Raw genomic sequence first — 18,690 nt, 5'->3', positions numbered from 1 at the left:
ATGAATGGATGATAGTATGAAAGAAAATATTTCGCTGTGGCAGTTGTTTATTCTCATTCTACTCTTTAATTTAGGCAGCTCGATAGTGTTGAACCTAGGTACAGAAGCAAAAAACAACGCTTGGATTTCAATTTTAATTGCATGTGCTGCTGGACTTTTGCTCGTCTTTATTTATTATCAATTACTCTCTTGGTACCCGAAACAAAATCTGTTTGAAATTATTGAAGCATGCTTTGGCAAATGGTTAGGGCGTCTCTTTAGTACCCTTTATATTGTGAACTTCTTCTTGCTAGCATCGTTCGTATTACGGGATTTTGGAGAGTTAATGGTTTCAACTATCTATACTAGAACACCTATCGAATTTATTCACCTTACGATGATTATCGTCATTCTCTATATATTAACGCTAGGCATTGAGGTACTAGGGCGTGCTGCTGAGATCTTTATTCCTTATGCTCTTCTATTTCTACTATTTGTTGGTCTTGGAATAATATTTTCTGGGGAGTTCGATATTGAAAACTTATTTCCCATTTTAGGTGATGGATTAATGCCTGTTTTAAAACCTGTTTATCCAGTGCTCTTGAATTTCCCTTTTGGGGAGTTTATCACATTTATGGTTATCATCCCATATGTTTCGAATATTCGATATGCCAGAAAGGTTGGAATTAGTGCCTACTTATTGAGTGGGATCATTCTAGCTTATTCCGCTATTCTGCAAATTGCAGCATTGGGAATATTAAAGGATCGGGCGAATTTCCCTTTATTATCTGCAGCACGGGAAATCTCTCTCCTTCATTTTATTGAACGTATTGATTTACTCATTGTTTTTATCATGATGCTAGGAATTGTCGTAAAGGTGTCTGTTTTATTTTACGGAGGATTGAAGGGACTTGAACATATTTTCAGATTACCCTATCGATCATTTGGATTTCCAATGGCGATGATCGTATCCTTATTCTCAATTTCCATTGGAGAAGATTACCCATCTTATTTTGAAAAGGGAGTTATATTCATCCCGAATTATTTCCAGACCCCTCTCAATATGATCATTCCGTTACTATTATTAACCATTGCATTCATTAAGAAGAAAATGGGGTTGGTGAATAAGAATGAGTCTATTTAAAAAATTATTTAAAGACATCTTTCCACAGCAACAGAAATGGAGAGATGAACAAATTTCTGTAGAACAACCGATAGGTAGAGACCTTTTAGAAAATAAGAAAATTCTTTTAGGAATTTTCGGTTCAACAACTGATTTTTATTATCAACCAATTAAGTTAGTGAACAAATCGGGATTTCTTTTTTATTTCAAAAGTATGGTAGATGAAAAAGAAGTAAATGAGCGGATATTGAAAAATTTCACCCAAATAAATCAATCTGAAAAGGTTATCATCTCGGATGATGATTTAGAAAAAGTAAGAGAAGAATATTTCGCAGGTCTTCCGTTCCAATTTGTTAAAGATTACAAATCTTTATCAGGAAAACTTTTGAATGGATATGTTGCCCTCTTGATTGATAGATTTGACCGTGCGCTTGTTATTGCTGTTAATAGTATCGAGTATCGGGCAATTACGGAGCCAAGCACGCAAACGATTATTCGTGGTCCAAAAGACAGTTTTACCGAGTCAATTGATACGAATATAAGTTTAATTAGAAGGAAAATTAAAAATCCAAAACTACAATTTGAAGAACATGTAGTAGGAATTGATTCAAGAACGAAAATATCAATGGCCTATATGGAAGGGGTTGTGAATCAAGGGATTCTGATGGAAGCAAGATCTCGAATTCAATCGATAAACCTTTATGCAATTTTTGATTCAGGAAATATTGAAGAAGTCATTACGGATAAAAACTACACTCCCTTTCCATTAATCTTCAATACTGAGCGTCCAGATGTGGCAGCGGGAGGAATTTTGGAAGGGCGAATTGCTATCATTGTCGAGGGAAGTCCGTTCGTATTAATCATTCCAGCTGTGCTGACAGACTTTTTCCAAAGTGCTGAGGATTACTATCAGCCTTATTTAATGTCATCGTTTATAAGAATCATTCGTTACATGGCCTTTATGGTTTCATTGCTGCTTCCTGGCTTGTACGTATCGATTATTTCGTTTCATCATGAACTATTACCGACAGATTTACTTATTAGTATCCAAGCGCAGCGGGAAGGGGTCCCATTCCCAGCGGTGTTTGAAATTTTTTTGATGGAAATGACCTTCGAAATTTTAAGGGAAGCAGGGATCCGGATGCCGAGAGCGGTTGGTCAGACAGTGTCCATTGTTGGAGCACTCGTTATTGGACAAGCTGCCGTTGAAGCAGGTCTTGTCTCCAATGCACTTGTCATCGTTGTTGCTTTCACAGCAATCGCTTCTTTCGTTTCACCTATATATAATTTTTCCATTTCGACAAGGTTATTGCGATTTGTTTTAATTCTATTTGCAGCAGTAATGGGATTGTATGGAATACTCATTTTCCTTATCGCTATGGTGGCACACTTAGTAAGTCTACGATCATTTGGAGTCCCATACTTAGCCCCAGTTGCTCCATTAATTATGGAGGATCAGCAAGATGTCTTTGTACGTTTCCCTGTATGGTCAAATAAAACGAGACCAACATTCTTAAAAACAGAACAAAATATTAAAATGAATGAAATCCATAAACCCGGACCGCCGAAAAAGGAGGGGAATTCTTGAAAAGGATCTTTATTTTTCCCTTTTTTATCGCCGTGTTCCTCCTAACTGGCTGCTGGGATTCACTTGAAATTAATGATGCTGCCATCATAACCGGAATAGCTATTGAAAAAGGAGAAAATGCGCTATATAAGATGACGGTTAGTACGGTTAATGCTACGGAGCTATCAAAATCGAGTGCAACAGGAAATACTCCAAGTACGACTTTCAGTTTGGAGGGGGATTCGATCTCAGAATTGTCCAATAAAATGAATATAGGACTTACGAGAAAGAATATTTACTCTCATACTAGGATCCTCGTTATTAGCGAGAAAATTGCTAAAGAGGGGATGTTAGAATTTTTGGACTTTCTTGAACGTAGTGGAGAATTTCGTAATGATTTTAATATCATGGTATCCAAAGGGGTCAAAGCTTCAGACATCTTGAAGGTCGCTTACCCACTGCAAAAAGATCCGTCTTTAAAGCTTCATAAACAAGCTCAATCTTTTCTAGATTATTGGGGAGGAGATCCGAAAGTACGATTAACGGATTTTATTACCGCATTAGTGGTTGAAGGAAGGCATCCTGTTGCAGCAGTTGTCACGATAAAAGGCGATGCTAAAAAAGGTCAGAGTGTCGAAAATAATAAAATGCTTGATTTAGATGCAATGGTAATCATGGATGGAATGGCTGTTTTTAATAATGACAAGCTTGTAGGAATGATGTCAGTCGAAGATGTCCGATCGTATTTATGGACGGAAGATTTAAAATCCACGAGTTTGAGCGTTCCATGTGGAAAACTAGATGATAAGACGTTATATAATGATATTCGAATTATTTCCACTTCTACGAAGAAAGTAACGAAATATAAGTCAGGTAGGGCAGAATTAATTATTAAAGTAACGGGTGAAGCTGATCTTGTCGGGACTCATTGTAAAGAAGCGTTAGATAAACCGGAAACCTTTGATAAATATGAGAAGCAAACGAATCGGTTTATTGAAAGTGAAATCGAAGGAACCATTCGAAAAGTTCAGGAAGAATATAATGTAGATATTTTTGGATTTGGGGAAAGCTTGAATCGCTCTAATCATAAGGTTTTTCAAAAAATTAAATCGGATTGGGATCAATATTTTTCCAATGCAGATGTCAAAGTTGAATCAACAATATATATTCGGAGATCAGGTATTAGAGGTAATAGTTTTATAAGGGATTTAGATAAATTAAAGGAATCGCAAAACGATACAGAAGAATAATATAGGAAAAGACATAACTAGGGGTTATGTCTTTTTCAGATTTTTTACTAATTTCCTACGGACAGGATGTCCTAGTGTTGACATTGCTACTGGGCGTGGCGCTCTTAGTCGACAGTTTTTTGCATTAGTGTATAGCCCTTTTCTTAAATCTTCCACCACGTACTTCCGAAATATTAGCAACAGCTAAAAAGGCGGATGGATCAAGTTCTTCAACGATTTCTTTTAGTTTTGCTTCCTCAATTCGGGTGATCACGCAGAAAATCACCTTTTTATCATCACCTGTATAGGCTCCTTCGCCCTTTAAATAAGTGACGCCTCGTCCAAGTCGCGCTAAAATCGCATCACCAATTTCTTTATGATGCTCACTAATAATCCAAGCGGACTTCGATTCGTCAAAGCCAGTTAAGACGATATCAATTACTTTAAAAGCAATAAAATAGGTAAGAAGCGAATACATAGCACGATCCCATCCAAAGACAAAACCAGCTATACAGAAAATGAAAATATTAAAAAACATAATAATTTCGCCGACCGAAAAAGGGATCTTTTTATCCAAAAGGATGGCCATAATTTCCGTTCCATCTAAAGAACCACCATAACGAATAACAATACCGACACCGGCACCAAGAACAACGCCACCAAACACTGTAGCAAGCAGCAGATCATCTGTGAATACAGGAACATCATGTAACAGAATAGTTGTTACTGATAATATAGCGATTCCAAGAAGAGTAGATAGAGCGAAGGTTTTGCCAATTTGCTTATAACCAATATAGAGAAATGGGATATTGAGGATAAAAATAAAAACACCAAGCTTGATTCCAGTGAGGTGTGCAAGAATAATCGAAATACCTACGATACCGCCATCTAAAATATTATTTTGAACGAGGAATTCTTCAATTCCTACTCCCATTAATGCTGCTCCAAAAATAATAAAAAATATTCTTTGAGCAACCTTTGTCTTTGTCAGACCTTTATGTTTTGTATGAGCGAGCACTTCTTCTTCTAATTGTTTCATAAATCCCTCCTATTAGTATTATGACATGATACGAGAACTGAACGATTCTCACCATTATGTTTATTTTATCATAGTAAAGGGTCTTTGTTCATAGATATGCTTAGCTTATTGGGGTTGAATTTTTTTTGTGAAAATATACATGTATTCTTTTTAACGTGGGGAAACTTCTGATAAAGACCAATATTTTTCTTTTGACAGTTAAGTAAGTTTATACTATGATGGTTAATGCCGACAAAATCTATATGAATTAAGGGAGTTATAAAGATGAAGAAATTACTTATTATGTTTGCTCTATTCTTTAGTTTTATGTTTGTCTTAACTGGATGTGGAACTTCAGAAAATAAAGATAATAAAGCGGATGAAAAGGCAACAACAGGAAGCGATTCTTCCAAAGATCAAGATTTACTTGCAAAAGTGAAAGACGAAGGAAAATTATTAATCGGGACAGAAGGTACATACCCTCCGTTTACGTTTCATGATGATAAAGGTGTATTAACTGGTTTTGACGTAGAAGTGGCAAAAGAAGTAGCGAAGCGTATCGGTGTAGAGCCTGTATTTATGGAAACACAATGGGATGCGATGTTTGCTGGTTTAGATTCAAAGCGTTTTGATATGATTGCGAATGAGGTTGGTATTCGACCTGACCGTCAAGAAAAATATGATTTCTCACAAGGCTATATCACTTCTGCTGGGGTACTTATTGTGAATGAAAGTAATAATGAAATTAAATCATTTGAAGATTTAAAAGGGAAAAAGTCAGGTCAATCGATGACGAGTAACTATGCGGATATCGCAAAATCGTACGGGGCAGAAATTGTTGGTGTAGAAGGATTTAACCAAGCGATTGAATTACTTGCTTCCAAGCGTATTGACGCGACAATTAATGATAATTTATCTTTTTTAGATTTTAAAAAACAAAAGCCTGATGCACCAGTGAAAATTGTTGATACGGCTGATGACGCTTCCCAAAGTGGATTCATGTTCCGTAAAGGAAATGAAACGCTAGTTGCAGAAGTGGATAAAGCATTAGAAGATATGATTACAGACGGCACATATCTTGAAATCTCTAAGAAATGGTTTGGTGAAGATGTACTTAAATAGTATTTTTGCTAATCCAGAGAGGTTAGATGAGCTTATTTCCATAGCAGAAAGTTCCCTTCTTCCATTGTTGAAGGGAGCTCTTTTTTATACATTTCCATTGACAATCATTACTTTTATTTGTGGAATTATTTTAGCTGTACTGACCGCATTAGCGCGAATTTCTAGTTCGAAAATCTTACAAGGCATTGCAAGATTTTATGTTTCCGCCATTCGGGGAACACCGCTTTTAGTTCAACTTTATATTCTTTTTTATGGCTTACCATCAGTAGGAATTATCATTGATCCTTATCCATCAGCTGTTATTGGATTTTCTTTGAATGTTGGAGCTTATGCATCGGAAATTATTCGTGCTGCCATTTTATCGACACCTAAAGGACAATGGGAAGCTGGTTACTCAGTTGGGATGTCCTATTCACAAACATTGAAAAGGATTATTCTTCCTCAAGCAGCACGAGTATCCATTCCGCCATTATCAAATACCTTTATTAGCTTGGTTAAGGATACATCACTTGCTTCGCTCATCCTTGTTACGGAAATGTTCCGTAAAGCGCAAGAAATTGCCGCTGCAACCTATGAAGTTTTATTACTTTATACAGAAGCTGCCCTTATTTACTGGATCATTTGTTTCTTCCTATCAATGATTCAACAAAGGTTGGAGAAAAAACTTGATCGCTATGTTTCACGATAAGTTGAGGGGAGGGATGAAGAGTTGATATCGATTAAAGATTTATATAAACAGTTTGGTGATTTAGAAGTATTAAAAGGAATGAATTTAGATGTAGAGCAGGGGAAAGTTATTGTTCTAATTGGTCCATCTGGTTCTGGAAAAACAACCTTTCTGCGCTGTTTAAATGTATTAGAGGCTCCAACAAAAGGTGTTGTTTCAATTGGAGACGAGACATTAGATTTTTCGAAAGAAGTTTCAAAGAAAAAAATTGCTTCGTTCCGACGCCAAACAGGAATGGTTTTTCAAAGCTATAATCTTTTCCCGCATATGACCGCTCTAGAAAACGTCATGGAAGGACCTATTACGGTTAAAAAAGAGAATAAGGAACAAGCACGCCAAAAAGCAGAATCACTATTAAGTAAAGTTGGCTTGGGAGATAAAATGGACTATTATCCATTTCAATTATCTGGAGGTCAACAGCAGCGAGTTGGAATTGCTAGGGCATTAGCTATGGAACCAAAGGTGATGCTATTTGATGAACCGACCTCTGCTCTCGATCCCGAGCTTGTCGGTGAAGTATTGAAGGTAATGAAGGATTTGGCAAATGAGGGTATGACCATGGTCGTCGTCACACACGAGATGCGATTTGCCAAAGAAGCAGCCGACGAAGTCCTTTTCATGGACCAAGGCATCATCATCGAAAGAGGTCGTCCAGAAGAAATCTTCACAAACCCAAAAGAAGCCCGAACCAAACAATTTCTAAGCCTAATAGAAAAATAACTTTAACAAATTAAAGGACTGGGGGACCCCCCAGTCCTTTAATTTGTTAAAGCGAGCCCTTCTTAATAATATTTCTACAATTTATTTACATTTTTTATATTAAACATAAACTGTCTTAATATTCGGTTTATATAATTCAATTGAGTAAGAGAAATGAGGGAGGAAGAACATGAAAAGGATGATAACAAGCCTAGTTTTAACAGGAATGATTGTTGGAGCTGCTCCGAATGTATTTCCTATTAATGAGGTAAAGGCAGCTCAATCGATTAATAATTTAGTATCTGGAAGTTCGTATAATGCTAAATGGTTGGATGAACAACATATTCTTTTTACAAACGAAAAAAATGAAATATCCTCTACATATTTATTAAATGTTCAGACGAAACAAGTGAAAAAACAATTTAATCAATCTGAACTGACTATTTCACCCAATGGAAAACAAGCCATTTATTCCGATGATAAAGATGCTTTATTTTTATTAGATATCCAATCGAGTAAAAGCACATTACTTACCAATGATGATTCATTTAAATCGGACTTTGTATGGTCAAATGATGGAAGTAAAATTTTCTTCCTGCAAGGGGATAAAGGTGAGACTGTTTCTAGTATTTCTGTGAAGGACGGAAGCATCACAAAAATACTAGACGATAAGGTAGAGTATAAATCGGACTTACGTCTATCTACTGATGAAACAAAAATCCTTTATTTAGCAGCAAAGCAGGCTGAAACGAAATATACAGATGATAAAAAAACTGACGTTGACACGATTGTGACGGAAGGGACAGAGCCACAATTATTTGAATTTAATTTGGCATCAAGTAAGCCTGAGTCAGTCATCATCACTTCATCCAAAGAAAATAAATTTTTTATTACACCACTACAAAATGGAAGAATTCTGTATTTAGAAGTAAGTCCAGAAGATGATGGGAAATTACCTATTTTAAAATTAACAAGCCCAGATCGTAAAACAATCAACAATTTAGTAGAGAATATGGAAATTGAAGGAGTTACAGTCTCTAGCAATGGAGGCATCTACATTTTAGTAAAAGAAAAAGACAGTAGCTCAAGTATTTACAAAGTTTCAACGTCTGGATCTCTAGAGCGGAAAATTAATACGAAACAAGAAATAACGAGTTTAGAAGTTTCAAAGGAAGGGAAGCAAATCGTAACGACTATTGCGACTGACAATGGCGATAAACTTGCCATCTTTAAAGATAAACGTTTGGAAGAGTTAACGAAAAATTAAAAAGGGGAGATTAAATTGAAAAAATTCTTAAACAAAATCACCTTAAGTATGGTCATGTTTGCTCTATTAATTGGGGTATTGTTTGGAGTGGCTCCAGCAAATGCGAGCGCTGCTACGGTTTCAGGGAAAATTGTCATTGCGGGATCCACAGCACTATTACCTTTGACACAACAAGCGGCGAAAGAATTTAAGCAGAAAAATCGTAAAGTATCCATTTCTGTATCTGGTTCTTCTTCGATTGCAGGTCCACAATCTGTATTAAAAGGTTCGGCAACGATCGGTGCAAGTGACTGGGACGCAACGAAGGCTGTTCAAGGCTTCAAAGCATTCGAAGGTTTAGTCGCTCATAAGATCGCCGTTATTCCGTTTGCGGTTATTGTCCATAAAGACAATAAAGTAAAAAATTTAACAACTAGCCAATTACAAGGAATTTTCTCTGGGAAAATCAAGAACTGGAAAGAAGTTGGCGGAGAAGACAAAGAAATCGTTGTTGTCACACGTTCAGTTGGATCTGGAACAAGAGTAAACTTTATTGAAAAAGCTCTTGAAGGTGAAGACATTAATGATAAATCGCCTAATTTAGTCAAGGCTGGTAAAAGTGGTGAGATGGTAACGAAAGTACAAGAAAACAAATATGCGATTGGCTATGTTGATCTTCCTTATGTGAAAGGCGATATTAGAGCAGTGGACTTCAATGGGATTGCTGCAACGGTCGATAATATTAAAAAGGGAAAATACCCAATTTGGGGATACGGATATTTATTAACAAAAGGGAAAGCCAAAGGCGCAGATAAGGCATTTATTGAATATATTCAAACGGCTAAATTCCAGAAAAACACATCAGCAAAATTAAAATTCATTCCTCTAAGTGAGATGAAATAAGAAGCAGGAATTTAGGCCAGTCGTAAGGATTGGCCTTTCCGTTTGTCAGGAGGGGCAAGAGACATTGGAAAAAGTCATCATTCATTCATCGAAGAGTGAAGCAAAGAAAGAGGTTATTTTTAGTGATAGGAACAGAATTAAAACACCCCGCATTCAAAACAAATTATTTCATTTCTATACATTACTAAGCGCCTGCTTATTAGGTTTAATTTTAGTATCTATTTTATTTTTTATCGGGAAAACTGGCTTTTTAGTTTTTCAGGAAGTGTCATTTAAAGAATTCTTTCTTTCTTTATCATGGGAACCGTATGATGATCAATTTGGAGCAGGAATTTTCATTATTGGAACATTCTCCTTAACGTTATTAACATTATTGATTGCCATTCCAACATCTTTGGTTATTGCTATATTTTCTGCTGAAATGGCTCCTTTATGGTTAAAAAGTTTAATAAGACCTGTATTAGATTTATTAGTAGGTATCCCTTCTATTGTTTACGGATATCTTGGTTTAACAATCCTTGTTCCCCTTATCCGAGATCTAACGGGTGCTACGATAGGAGAAGGGTTTTTACCAGCTGCAATTGTGCTTTCGACTATGGTCTTACCGACGATTGCTAGAATTAGTGATGATGCCATAACTTCAGTACCGAAGGAATTACGCGAAGCAAGTTATGCTCTAGGAAGTACGAGAATCCAATTGATCACAAAAGTCATTCTTCCTGCTGCAAAATCAGGCATCATAACGGCCATCATTTTAGGGATGGCCCGTGCGATTGGAGAAACGATGGCAGTAGTGATGGTTATAGGAAATACCGCCATCCTTCCAAAGGATTTATATTCGCCAACATCCGTTTTAACGAGTAATATCGTTATGGAAATATTAAATGTTCAGTTTGATTCTACTTGGAATTATGCCTTATATATGATGGCATTTCTCTTATTACTTATATCACTTGTTTTAATTATGATTATACGAAAGCTACGTGTAAAAGGGGTTTGATGATGAGGGAAACGCTTTTTCTACAATATTATAAAAAAAATGCCAAGGCCATGATGAAAGATAAAATCGCAACTACGTTATTCTGGGGCATTACTCTTATCATTATTTCCTTGATTGCCTATATATTGTTTACCATCATTAGCAAAGGTTTGGGCTTCATTACGTTAGATTTCCTTCTCACTTTACCAGATGAAATCGAAGCGGGTGGTGGAATCGGTCCTTTTATCTTTAATTCGCTTTATATTCTTATCTTATCGCTACTATTCTCGCTACCTTTCGGGATAGGGGCGGGAATATTTCTTGCTGAATATGCACCTAATAATAAATACACGGAAATTGTGAGAACATGTGTGGAAGGACTCGCATCCGTTCCATCTATAGTTATTGGGCTATTTGGCTATGTTTTATTTGTCGATTTTTTTGAAATTGGCTTAACGATCATCGGTGCTTCCATTACACTTGGGTTACTAAATTTACCGATTTTAACACGTGTCAGTGAAGAAGCCATACATACTGTACCACAAGAGTTAAGAGAAGCCTCGTTTGCTATTGGTGCATCTAAAGCACAGACAATCATTAAGGTAGTTGTACCCGCAGCATTGAATGGTATTTTGACAGGGATTAGTTTAACCGCCTGTCGAGCTTTTGGTGAATCCGCTGTCATATTACTGGCAGGAGGTACAAGTTCATCAGGGACGATGTGGGATTTCCATTTACTTTCCCAAGGTGGAACTTTGCCTGTCCATCTTTGGTATGTACAGTCCGAAGCATTAGTAGAAGATGCGAAGGAAATCGCAAATAAGTCTGCGGCCGTTTTAGTCATCGCTGTCTTTTTGATTAGCTTTATTACAAGAATTCCTATTTGGATTCGAGAAAAAAAGATTAAATAGGAGTTAATAGGAAGCCTAGCAATTGGGCTTCCTTTTTGTATTAAAAAAATTACGTAAAAAAATGCATTTTCATCGAAAAATTCCTTTTTTTTATCTACAATAAAGTATGAACTTTATTGGATAACTGGGGGAAATTTAGTATGAGTAACAGTCATCTTCATTTTAATACAACGATTGGACGTAAAAAGCCTAACAGCATTCGTAATAAACAACAATCATGTCCTTTTTGCGCAAGAGAAGAATTAACGGATATTTTGGCCACGGATGGTCCAATCATCCTATTGAAAAATAAATTTCCTGTTCTAGAGAATTCCAATCAAACCGTACTCATTGAAACAGATGATTGTCACGGGGAAATTTCACTTTATACAGATACCTTTTTAGAGCGATTAATTGCTTTTGGTCTCAAGCATTGGATCGAAATGGAGGAAAGCGGAAAGTACAAATCTGTATTATTTTTTAAAAATCATGGCCCGTTATCAGGGGGAACCATCGCTCATCCCCATATGCAAATAATCGGTTTGCATGATATAGACTATAAAGAAAAAATTAATAAGGAATGTCTCCAAGGGCATTTAATCGATAAAAAAGATGACGTTGAGTTTACATTATCGACGAAGCCTAGTATCGGCTTCTATGAATTTAATGTGAGAATGACAAGTTTACAACAAGTTAAGACATTCTCACATTACATTAAAACAGCTGTATCCTACTTATTAAATGATTTCCCGTTTCATTGTGGAAGCTATAATTTATTTTTCTATGATTTTGATGGAGAAATTTTCGTGAAAATTATTCCAAGATTTGTGACGACCCCCATTTATATCGGGTACAGTATCCCGCAAGTACCGAATAATTTGACATGGATGGTAGAAGACATTAGGGAGCGGTATTTTATGTAAGGAAATCGCCCCCATTCCTCATATTCGAGTTGTGCTTTAGTTGAAAAATAAATATAATTAAAGTTTGAGGTACATGGTTTCTTGTTTCACGGAAAGGAGGTATACCATGTCTACTAATAAGACATCCACATCAAGAATTGATTATAATTTAGTCTTAATTTTATTTTTACTTTTTTTAGCGAGCTGTATTTCGATTTATAGTGCGCAAAAGACAGGGCAATATAGTGGGAATTTTTTAATAAAACAGTTGATATTTTACCTAGTGGGGGCTGGAATCGTTGCAGCCGTTATCACATTAGATTCAGACCAATTGAAAAAAATTACATGGTATGCATACGGATTTGGAATTGTGATGTTAGGTTTCTTGATTGTTGCACCAGAAAGCATTGCCCCCGTAAGGAATGGTTCCAAAAACTGGTTTCAATTACCTGGAATGTCACTCCAACCATCGGAGTTTGTTAAAGTTTTTATTATTTTAGCTTTAGCAAGGGTCATTGTAGAGCACCATCAAAAGACTCAAATCAAAACGATCCAAACGGATTTATGGCTATTAGTGAAGTTAGGCCTTGTGACACTTCTTCCTTTATCACTTGTGATTAAAGAGGATTTAGGGACATCACTCGTGTATATTGCTATCCTTTTAGGGATGTTATTTATCTCAGGGATATCTTGGAAGATCTTAGTTTCCCTCTTTAGCGCAGGGTCCGTATTAGTGGCAACTATCTTTTATTTTGTACTTTGGAAACCAGAATTATTAGAAAAGTATCTTGGAGTCGAGGAATATCAATTTGATAGGATTTATTCCTGGCTAGATCCATATAATTATCAAAGCACGACAGGATTTCAATTGACCAAATCGTTATTAGCGATTGGATCAGGTGCGACGACTGGAAAAGGGTACGGCCATCGAGAAGTTTATTTGCCAGAAAGCCATACTGATTTTATATTCAGTGTGATAGGAGAAGAGTTTGGTTTTATTGGGGCGAGTGTTCTCATCAGTTTATTCTTCTTGTTAATTTACCAAATCACCAAAATTGGAATGGAAACGAAGAATAATTTCTACACCTATGTATGTGTAGGGGTCATCAGTATGATCACCTTCCACGTCTTTCAAAATATTGGGATGACAATTGGTGTTCTTCCAATAACAGGAATTCCTCTACCGTTTATAAGCTATGGGGGAAGCTCGCTTATGGGGAATATGCTCGCCATAAGCCTCATATTTTCGATTCGGTACCATCATAAAAAATATATGTTCTCTACTTCAGAGTAAAAAGCGGAAACTTTATGCTTCCGCTTTTTACATTATTAAAGGAGAATATTTTTTTAACTTTAAAGATACGTCACTAAACGGGGATTCCGCTTTTCTTATTCAATTACCCCTGATTCAACGATCTCCACATTTGTTTTAATTTTTACCTTTAATGATTGATATTCTTCGCCATCTTCCCAACCTTTTAAATTAAAGCCTCTTGTTCTTGTTTTTATAAAGAAGCCCAGTCCTATAGGATCAACTTTGTGTTCTTTAAACCTCTTTATGAGTTTCTCACATTCTTTCGTCACTTGCTCTTCCATCTTTTTTTCTATTTTTCTAATTAATGGTTTAGATAGTATCTCAGGTCCTGTATATTCTCGAATAATTCCCTTTATTTTTAATTGAATCGTTATTTCAAAGGGGTTTCTTCTCGTTATTTTCATTTTTTTCTTAGATGTAATGCTTCGAATAATGGCTTCGCTATCGTTTACCTTTATTTTTTGGGTTCCCTCACTATAGCTATCGACTAAAAGCTTAAAGAAAAACATATTTTTGGCTTCAATGGTGTCTACGACCTGAATCTTATCACCTTGAAATAGGCTAATCCCATTTAACTTCAATTTATCATCAGCGATTTTTTTTATCTGTGGCAAATATCCAGTTTTTCCAAGTTGGTAATAATCATGAAAGAAAAGCTGTAAATTTGTATTAGGCAAATCCTCTTGTTCAATATTATGATTGAGAAGATCAGAGATGAAAATCGCATTCCCTCTACTCCCGTATTCGCCAGTTATTAAATCATGTGCACTTCCATCTACTGTCACAATAAACAATCTTGCTCCAATACTAGCGTTCCTAATTGGAGCATCCAGATAATCAAACAATCCTTGACTAGCCAATTCTTTCCCAAACAAGATAACCTCGAGACTCCCTTCGGATAAAGGCTGGGAAGCTTGCTTTTGTAATTTATTAGCGATTTCTCTACTGGTTGTCGCTGTTGTTGTTAAGGTAGTGTTTTTTATCGATTTATCTGGTTGGAAATTATAAACAAGCATCGTCCCTTTTATCTTATTTTCTTCTATCTGATCATATGATCTGGCAATTTCAATGGCTATATCATCTAGTATTTCCGATTGTACACATCCTGAAAGGAGGGAAATGGTACAAAGCGATAACCCTATTCTACTTTTCATTTTTTCTTCACCTTCTTTGTAATGAAAACGACAACAAATAGGAATGGAACATAAAGGAAATTAAAATAAAAACCAATCCTTCCAGTGAGATCATTTAAAAAATTGACCTGCTCACGAGTTTCAAAAATATTCACGCCTAACAAACAAATGGCGGCAACGATGATGACCCCTTTATTTTGACGAATGTGAATCGTTCTTTTCAAAATTCGACTTGCACACCATATAGCAATACATAAATTAGGTAAAATAATTAGATTCCAGTTTGCAATTCCGATATATTCAAACCTTTCAACAAACGGAAGGTGTACGATTTTCCACATTGTTAAAGTAGGCCATATCGTTTTTTCAAGTTGTTTTTCCGAAAAGTATGAAAATGTAACAACTGCTAATACGGTATAAAGCAGGGTGGTTGAAGAAACTGCGATATGAGCCCATTTCTTAGACTTTTTCGGATTTTTTAAATAAGGATAGTAAAACAAAAACGTTTCATAACCTAAATATGTTAATGACATATCTCTTGAAGCTTTTATGATTTCGCTAACCTTGTGATCCCAAATAGGTAAGAGATTTTCAAAATGTGAAAATGGTAAAGTATAGAAAAAGGAAAATATTAAATAGAATGGCAACACAGTACCGAAAAAGGCGATTCCAGTAACCGTTCGAAATCCTCCGTATATAATGTAAATGGTGACTAGGAGGAATCCTAAAGTAAACCAAAAGGTACTGAAATCGGGGAACATCCAAACTTGGATAACTTCAATAAAAGTTCTTAAGACTGCGATAGCCATCATCATAAAATAAAATGAAAAAAAGAAGGAAATTATTTTACCTATTTTTTCTCCCAATAAATAGGAATGGACACTTACTAAATCCCCTTCAACCGTTTCTAGGATTTTATACATCATCCAAATAATGAAATGGATGGAGAGTCCAGCCAAAATGACGGATATCCACGCATCATATCCAGCTGTTTTTGCGATGATTTTTTGATATCCGAGAACTCCAATACCTACTTGCATACCAACAATTAGAAAGTAGACGAGGAAATGAGATATTTGTGATTTTTCAGGAATGGATACTTTCACCTACGTCGCCTCCAAATGATCGATGAATTCTATTCATCGATATCCTTTTTTTCTTTTGCTTTTTTCTCGCTAAAGCGAACAGGTTGGTCTGTTCGTAAAAATTTAGGACGTAATGATTGATCATTTATCGGCAAACGAATTAAAGCATCTTTTAAATCAGGAATTCTTAATGGATAAAGGGGTTCCAAGAAAGGTCTCCCCAATGAGGTTAATCGGATTAAATGGGTTAGAAGAAGGCAAAAACAAAAGACAATCCCAAGTAATCCCCACAGTTGTGCAAATACTAGAAATGGAAAACGTAACAAGCGAATTGTATTACCCATTTTGTAGACCGGTGTTGTAAAGGAAGCTAGTGCTGATAAGGCAACAATAATAAGTAATACATTACTCGTTAAGCCTGCCTCTACAGAAGCAGTTCCAATAACGATCCCTCCTACGATACCAATCGTTTGACCAACTTTTGTTGGGAGTCGAGCTCCAGCCTCTCTTAAAAGTTCAATCGTGAGTTCTAGGAAGATAGCTTCTAATATAGGTGGTAGAGGTACTTCTCTCCTTGATGTTATCAGTGTAGCAAGTAGATCCTTCGGTATCAGTTCGTAATGATAGGTTAAGGTAGCGACGTATATTGGTGTAATTAGGATCGAAAAGGCTACCGAAAATAAACGAATTAAGCGAAAAAACGAAGACAAAAGCCAATTCATAAAATAATCCTCAAATGAGGCAAAAAACTCTACTGCCGTTGTTGGAGCAATTAAAGCATGAGGAGAACCATCCACTAATATAGCAATTTTCCCCTCCGCTAAAATAGCCGAGACCCGGTCAGGCCTTTCTGAATCTAATAGTTGGGGAAAAGGCGAATTTCTATTATCTGAAATAATTTGGACGATATAAGAGCTATCCACAATCGAATCAATCTCAATGTCACTAATACGCTGAGTAACGGTTTGTACATTATCCTTGTCTGCAATTCCATCAATATGTAAAACCGCCACTCTTGTTCTCGATAACTTTCCAACAATGATTTCTTCAACAATTAATTCCTTAATCGGCAATCTTTTTCGAACTAAATTGATGTTTTGACCAATGGATTCGATAAATGATTCTTTTGGTCCAATGACGCTAAACTCCACTTCGGGTGTGGCGATGGTACGGCCAAAATCCTTTTGTGCAGCAATAAAGGCAAATCTTTTCTCCTCTGTTTCTATTGTTAACAACACATAACCGCTTAATATTTTTTCCTCAATTTGTGAAGCATCATCACTTATCTCGACGACGGTCATTGGTGCAATCATTTTTATATCTTCAAGCTCGTTAAATTCCTTCTCTTGTAAATAAGGAAGTAAACTATTATGAATAATTTCTTCATCAATGAGAGTGGATATGAAGGAAAGACAGAAACGAACTTTAGTTTTTTCATTTACATAAAAGGTTTTTTTAAAGTCATTGGACTTAACGAGTGATTGCTCCCACTCTTTTTTTTCTATATCTTCTTTTACACGACTCTTTGATAACCAGCTTTTCATATTCATGTCACCACCTTCATAACAACTATTATTATTTACCTTGAATGGAAAGTTTATGAATGAGTTATTTATAACTGATCATTTTCTAAAAAAAAAACCTGCCAAGTTGGCAGGTTTCAATGTTATTTATTTAATTAGGATATCTTCCATTTGATCAAGCATCAGATTAGCAGCTAATACACCACCAGAAGTGTTCCAAATCGTGTCATCCACCTTATAGACATTGCCAGCCTTAGCAACTTCTAAGTTTTGGAACAATGGATCTTCAATCCATTCTTTTTCAACACTATTTGCTTTCCCATCTCCTTCATCATAAGTGAAGTAGAAAAGGATATCCCCTTCCATCGCTGGAATTCGTTCTTTAGTTACTCCTCGTTCAGCAAAATCATCGACATCTTGGCTTTCAGGACGAGCAAATCCTAATTGTTCAAAAATCACTCCGGAGAATGTATCTTTATGGTAAATACGAACGTCAGAAGCCATAAAACGTACCATTGAGATTTTCATATTTGTTTTGTCGCCAAGCTTTTCTTTTAACTGTGCTACATGATCATCATAATTGGCTAATACTTCATTACCTTTTTCCTCTTTATTAAGGGCTTTTGCATATAATTTAAAGTTTTCTTTCCAATCACCACGTAATGTTTCAGCGAACACAGTTGGAGCAATCTTACTTAATTGATCATAAATTTTTTCTTGACGCATTTTATTTCCAATAATTAAATCTGGTTGTAATGCTAGGATGGCTTCTACATTTACTTCAGATTCCACACCAACAACTTCCACATCTTTCATTTGATCGGCAATGTGATCATACCAAGGATCTCCGGTAAAGGATTGAACTGCTCCTACAGGTGTTACTCCCATTGCTAGTAAAGCTTCAGTTCCTTCATTTGTAAGAATAACAACTCGTTCTGGTGTTTTATCAATCGTTGTTTTACCCATTGCATGTTCAACCGTATAGCTTGTTTCTTCCGTTTTAGGTTCTTCAGCATTCTTCTTATCCGCTGAGTCTTTTTCTTTCTCACCGCAAGCAGCAAGAAGAAAGACCATCATAATAGTTAATAAGGCAAAAAAAGATTTTACTGACTTCATTTCTGTTCCCCCTGAATTATGTACTGTTAATGATAATCATTTTCAATTGCATCTTTATCATAATGGGTGGAAAGAAAGTTGTCAACATTTAATTGAAAATGGTTATCATACTCATTGACACGAATTCTCAATTA

The 18,690-nt window shown here is 35.9% G+C and carries 17 protein-coding genes; 12 read left to right on the top strand and 5 right to left on the bottom strand.

The annotated features are described in order from the left end of the window. Positions 1-4 precede the first annotated feature (4 nt). From ACFSO7_RS11310 to ACFSO7_RS11300, 3 genes are read left to right on the top strand one after another with little or no spacing between them, the layout of a single operon-like run. Positions 5-1,123, top strand: coding sequence for a GerAB/ArcD/ProY family transporter (locus ACFSO7_RS11310; RefSeq protein ID WP_377877400.1), 1,119 nt, complete (start codon positions 5-7; stop codon positions 1,121-1,123). After that, positions 1,110-2,690 (top strand): spore germination protein, encoded by a 1,581-nt coding sequence (locus ACFSO7_RS11305; protein WP_377877399.1) that lies wholly within the window; start codon positions 1,110-1,112, stop codon positions 2,688-2,690. The genes ACFSO7_RS11310 and ACFSO7_RS11305 overlap by 14 nt, the downstream gene beginning before the upstream one ends. Beyond that, positions 2,687-3,919: a Ger(x)C family spore germination protein gene (locus ACFSO7_RS11300; protein WP_377877398.1), complete on the top strand. Its 1,233-nt coding sequence runs from the start codon at positions 2,687-2,689 to the stop codon at positions 3,917-3,919. The genes ACFSO7_RS11305 and ACFSO7_RS11300 overlap by 4 nt, the downstream gene beginning before the upstream one ends. Positions 3,920-4,043: 124 nt before the next feature. Here ACFSO7_RS11300 and ACFSO7_RS11295 read toward each other — a convergent pair whose 3' ends face one another. Then, a complete protein-coding gene (locus ACFSO7_RS11295) occupies positions 4,044-4,937 on the bottom strand; it encodes a YitT family protein (RefSeq protein ID WP_377877397.1) in 894 nt (297 codons plus the stop codon). 264 nt (positions 4,938-5,201) lie between these two features. Here ACFSO7_RS11295 and ACFSO7_RS11290 point away from each other — a divergent pair, with 264 nt between their 5' ends. The 9 genes from ACFSO7_RS11290 to ACFSO7_RS11250 all read left to right on the top strand — a co-directional run bounded on the left by ACFSO7_RS11290 (position 5,202) and on the right by ACFSO7_RS11250 (position 13,678). Further along, positions 5,202-6,038, top strand: a complete 837-nt coding sequence (locus tag ACFSO7_RS11290) for an amino acid ABC transporter substrate-binding protein (protein WP_377877396.1) — start codon at positions 5,202-5,204, stop codon at positions 6,036-6,038. Beyond that, the gene (locus tag ACFSO7_RS11285; RefSeq protein ID WP_377877395.1) at positions 6,025-6,726 is read left to right on the top strand and encodes an amino acid ABC transporter permease; all 702 of its coding nucleotides are present in this window, start codon (positions 6,025-6,027) and stop codon (positions 6,724-6,726) included. The genes ACFSO7_RS11290 and ACFSO7_RS11285 overlap by 14 nt, the downstream gene beginning before the upstream one ends. Positions 6,727-6,747: 21 nt before the next feature. After that, the gene (locus ACFSO7_RS11280; protein WP_377877394.1) at positions 6,748-7,485 is read left to right on the top strand and encodes an amino acid ABC transporter ATP-binding protein; all 738 of its coding nucleotides are present in this window, start codon (positions 6,748-6,750) and stop codon (positions 7,483-7,485) included. Between the two features lie 169 nt (positions 7,486-7,654). Beyond that, complete coding sequence (locus ACFSO7_RS11275) at positions 7,655-8,731, top strand: TolB family protein (RefSeq protein ID WP_377877393.1); 1,077 nt, start codon at positions 7,655-7,657, stop codon at positions 8,729-8,731. Between the two features lie 9 nt (positions 8,732-8,740). Next, positions 8,741-9,613, top strand: a complete 873-nt coding sequence (locus ACFSO7_RS11270; protein ID WP_377877636.1) for a phosphate ABC transporter substrate-binding protein — start codon at positions 8,741-8,743, stop codon at positions 9,611-9,613. Positions 9,614-9,677: 64 nt separating this feature from the next. Next, positions 9,678-10,613 carry a phosphate ABC transporter permease subunit PstC gene (gene pstC / locus ACFSO7_RS11265; RefSeq protein ID WP_377877392.1) on the top strand — a complete coding sequence of 312 codons (936 nt, stop codon included), beginning with the start codon at positions 9,678-9,680 and terminating at the stop codon, positions 10,611-10,613. Positions 10,614-10,615: 2 nt separating this feature from the next. After that, complete coding sequence (gene pstA / locus ACFSO7_RS11260; protein ID WP_377877391.1) at positions 10,616-11,503, top strand: phosphate ABC transporter permease PstA; 888 nt, start codon at positions 10,616-10,618, stop codon at positions 11,501-11,503. 140 nt (positions 11,504-11,643) lie between these two features. Beyond that, a complete protein-coding gene (locus ACFSO7_RS11255) occupies positions 11,644-12,405 on the top strand; it encodes a DUF4931 domain-containing protein (RefSeq protein WP_377877390.1) in 762 nt (253 codons plus the stop codon). A 106-nt stretch (positions 12,406-12,511) separates the two neighbouring features. Beyond that, positions 12,512-13,678: an FtsW/RodA/SpoVE family cell cycle protein gene (locus ACFSO7_RS11250; RefSeq protein ID WP_377877389.1), complete on the top strand. Its 1,167-nt coding sequence runs from the start codon at positions 12,512-12,514 to the stop codon at positions 13,676-13,678. 95 nt (positions 13,679-13,773) lie between these two features. Here ACFSO7_RS11250 and ACFSO7_RS11245 read toward each other — a convergent pair whose 3' ends face one another. The 4 genes from ACFSO7_RS11245 to ACFSO7_RS11230 all read right to left on the bottom strand — a co-directional run bounded on the left by ACFSO7_RS11245 (position 13,774) and on the right by ACFSO7_RS11230 (position 18,556). Continuing rightward, a complete protein-coding gene (locus ACFSO7_RS11245; protein WP_377877388.1) occupies positions 13,774-14,853 on the bottom strand; it encodes a Ger(x)C family spore germination protein in 1,080 nt (359 codons plus the stop codon). Beyond that, positions 14,850-15,938: a GerAB/ArcD/ProY family transporter gene (locus tag ACFSO7_RS11240; RefSeq protein WP_377877387.1), complete on the bottom strand. Its 1,089-nt coding sequence runs from the start codon at positions 15,936-15,938 to the stop codon at positions 14,850-14,852. Before ACFSO7_RS11240 ends, ACFSO7_RS11245 begins: the two co-directional genes overlap by 4 nt. A 29-nt stretch (positions 15,939-15,967) precedes the next feature. Continuing rightward, positions 15,968-17,461 (bottom strand): spore germination protein, encoded by a 1,494-nt coding sequence (locus tag ACFSO7_RS11235; RefSeq protein ID WP_377877386.1) that lies wholly within the window; start codon positions 17,459-17,461, stop codon positions 15,968-15,970. A 126-nt stretch (positions 17,462-17,587) separates the two neighbouring features. Beyond that, entirely contained in the window at positions 17,588-18,556 is a 969-nt protein-coding gene (locus tag ACFSO7_RS11230; protein WP_377877385.1) for an ABC transporter substrate-binding protein, read from the bottom strand. Positions 18,557-18,690: the final 134 nt, after the last annotated feature.

Source organism: Bacillus sp. CGMCC 1.16607 (genome assembly GCF_042683745.1).
Lineage (GTDB): Bacteria > Bacillota > Bacilli > Bacillales > Cytobacillaceae > Pseudoneobacillus.
The sequence above is the reverse complement of the archived record's forward strand: the minus strand, read 5'-3'. Positions and strand labels throughout refer to the sequence as shown.

Coding starts and splice junctions, on each gene's coding strand:
- ACFSO7_RS11310 (WP_377877400.1), top strand. CDS start 5: ATGGATGATAGTATGAAAGAAAATATTTCGCTGTGGCAGTTGTTTATT.
- ACFSO7_RS11305 (WP_377877399.1), top strand. CDS start 1,110: ATGAGTCTATTTAAAAAATTATTTAAAGACATCTTTCCACAGCAACAG.
- ACFSO7_RS11295 (WP_377877397.1), bottom strand. CDS start 4,937: ATGAAACAATTAGAAGAAGAAGTGCTCGCTCATACAAAACATAAAGGT.
- ACFSO7_RS11290 (WP_377877396.1), top strand. CDS start 5,202: ATGAAGAAATTACTTATTATGTTTGCTCTATTCTTTAGTTTTATGTTT.
- ACFSO7_RS11285 (WP_377877395.1), top strand. CDS start 6,025: ATGTACTTAAATAGTATTTTTGCTAATCCAGAGAGGTTAGATGAGCTT.
- ACFSO7_RS11275 (WP_377877393.1), top strand. CDS start 7,655: ATGAAAAGGATGATAACAAGCCTAGTTTTAACAGGAATGATTGTTGGA.
- pstA (WP_377877391.1), top strand. CDS start 10,616: ATGAGGGAAACGCTTTTTCTACAATATTATAAAAAAAATGCCAAGGCC.
- ACFSO7_RS11255 (WP_377877390.1), top strand. CDS start 11,644: ATGAGTAACAGTCATCTTCATTTTAATACAACGATTGGACGTAAAAAG.
- ACFSO7_RS11250 (WP_377877389.1), top strand. CDS start 12,512: ATGTCTACTAATAAGACATCCACATCAAGAATTGATTATAATTTAGTC.
- ACFSO7_RS11245 (WP_377877388.1), bottom strand. CDS start 14,853: ATGAAAAGTAGAATAGGGTTATCGCTTTGTACCATTTCCCTCCTTTCA.
- ACFSO7_RS11235 (WP_377877386.1), bottom strand. CDS start 17,461: ATGAAAAGCTGGTTATCAAAGAGTCGTGTAAAAGAAGATATAGAAAAA.
- ACFSO7_RS11230 (WP_377877385.1), bottom strand. CDS start 18,556: ATGAAGTCAGTAAAATCTTTTTTTGCCTTATTAACTATTATGATGGTC.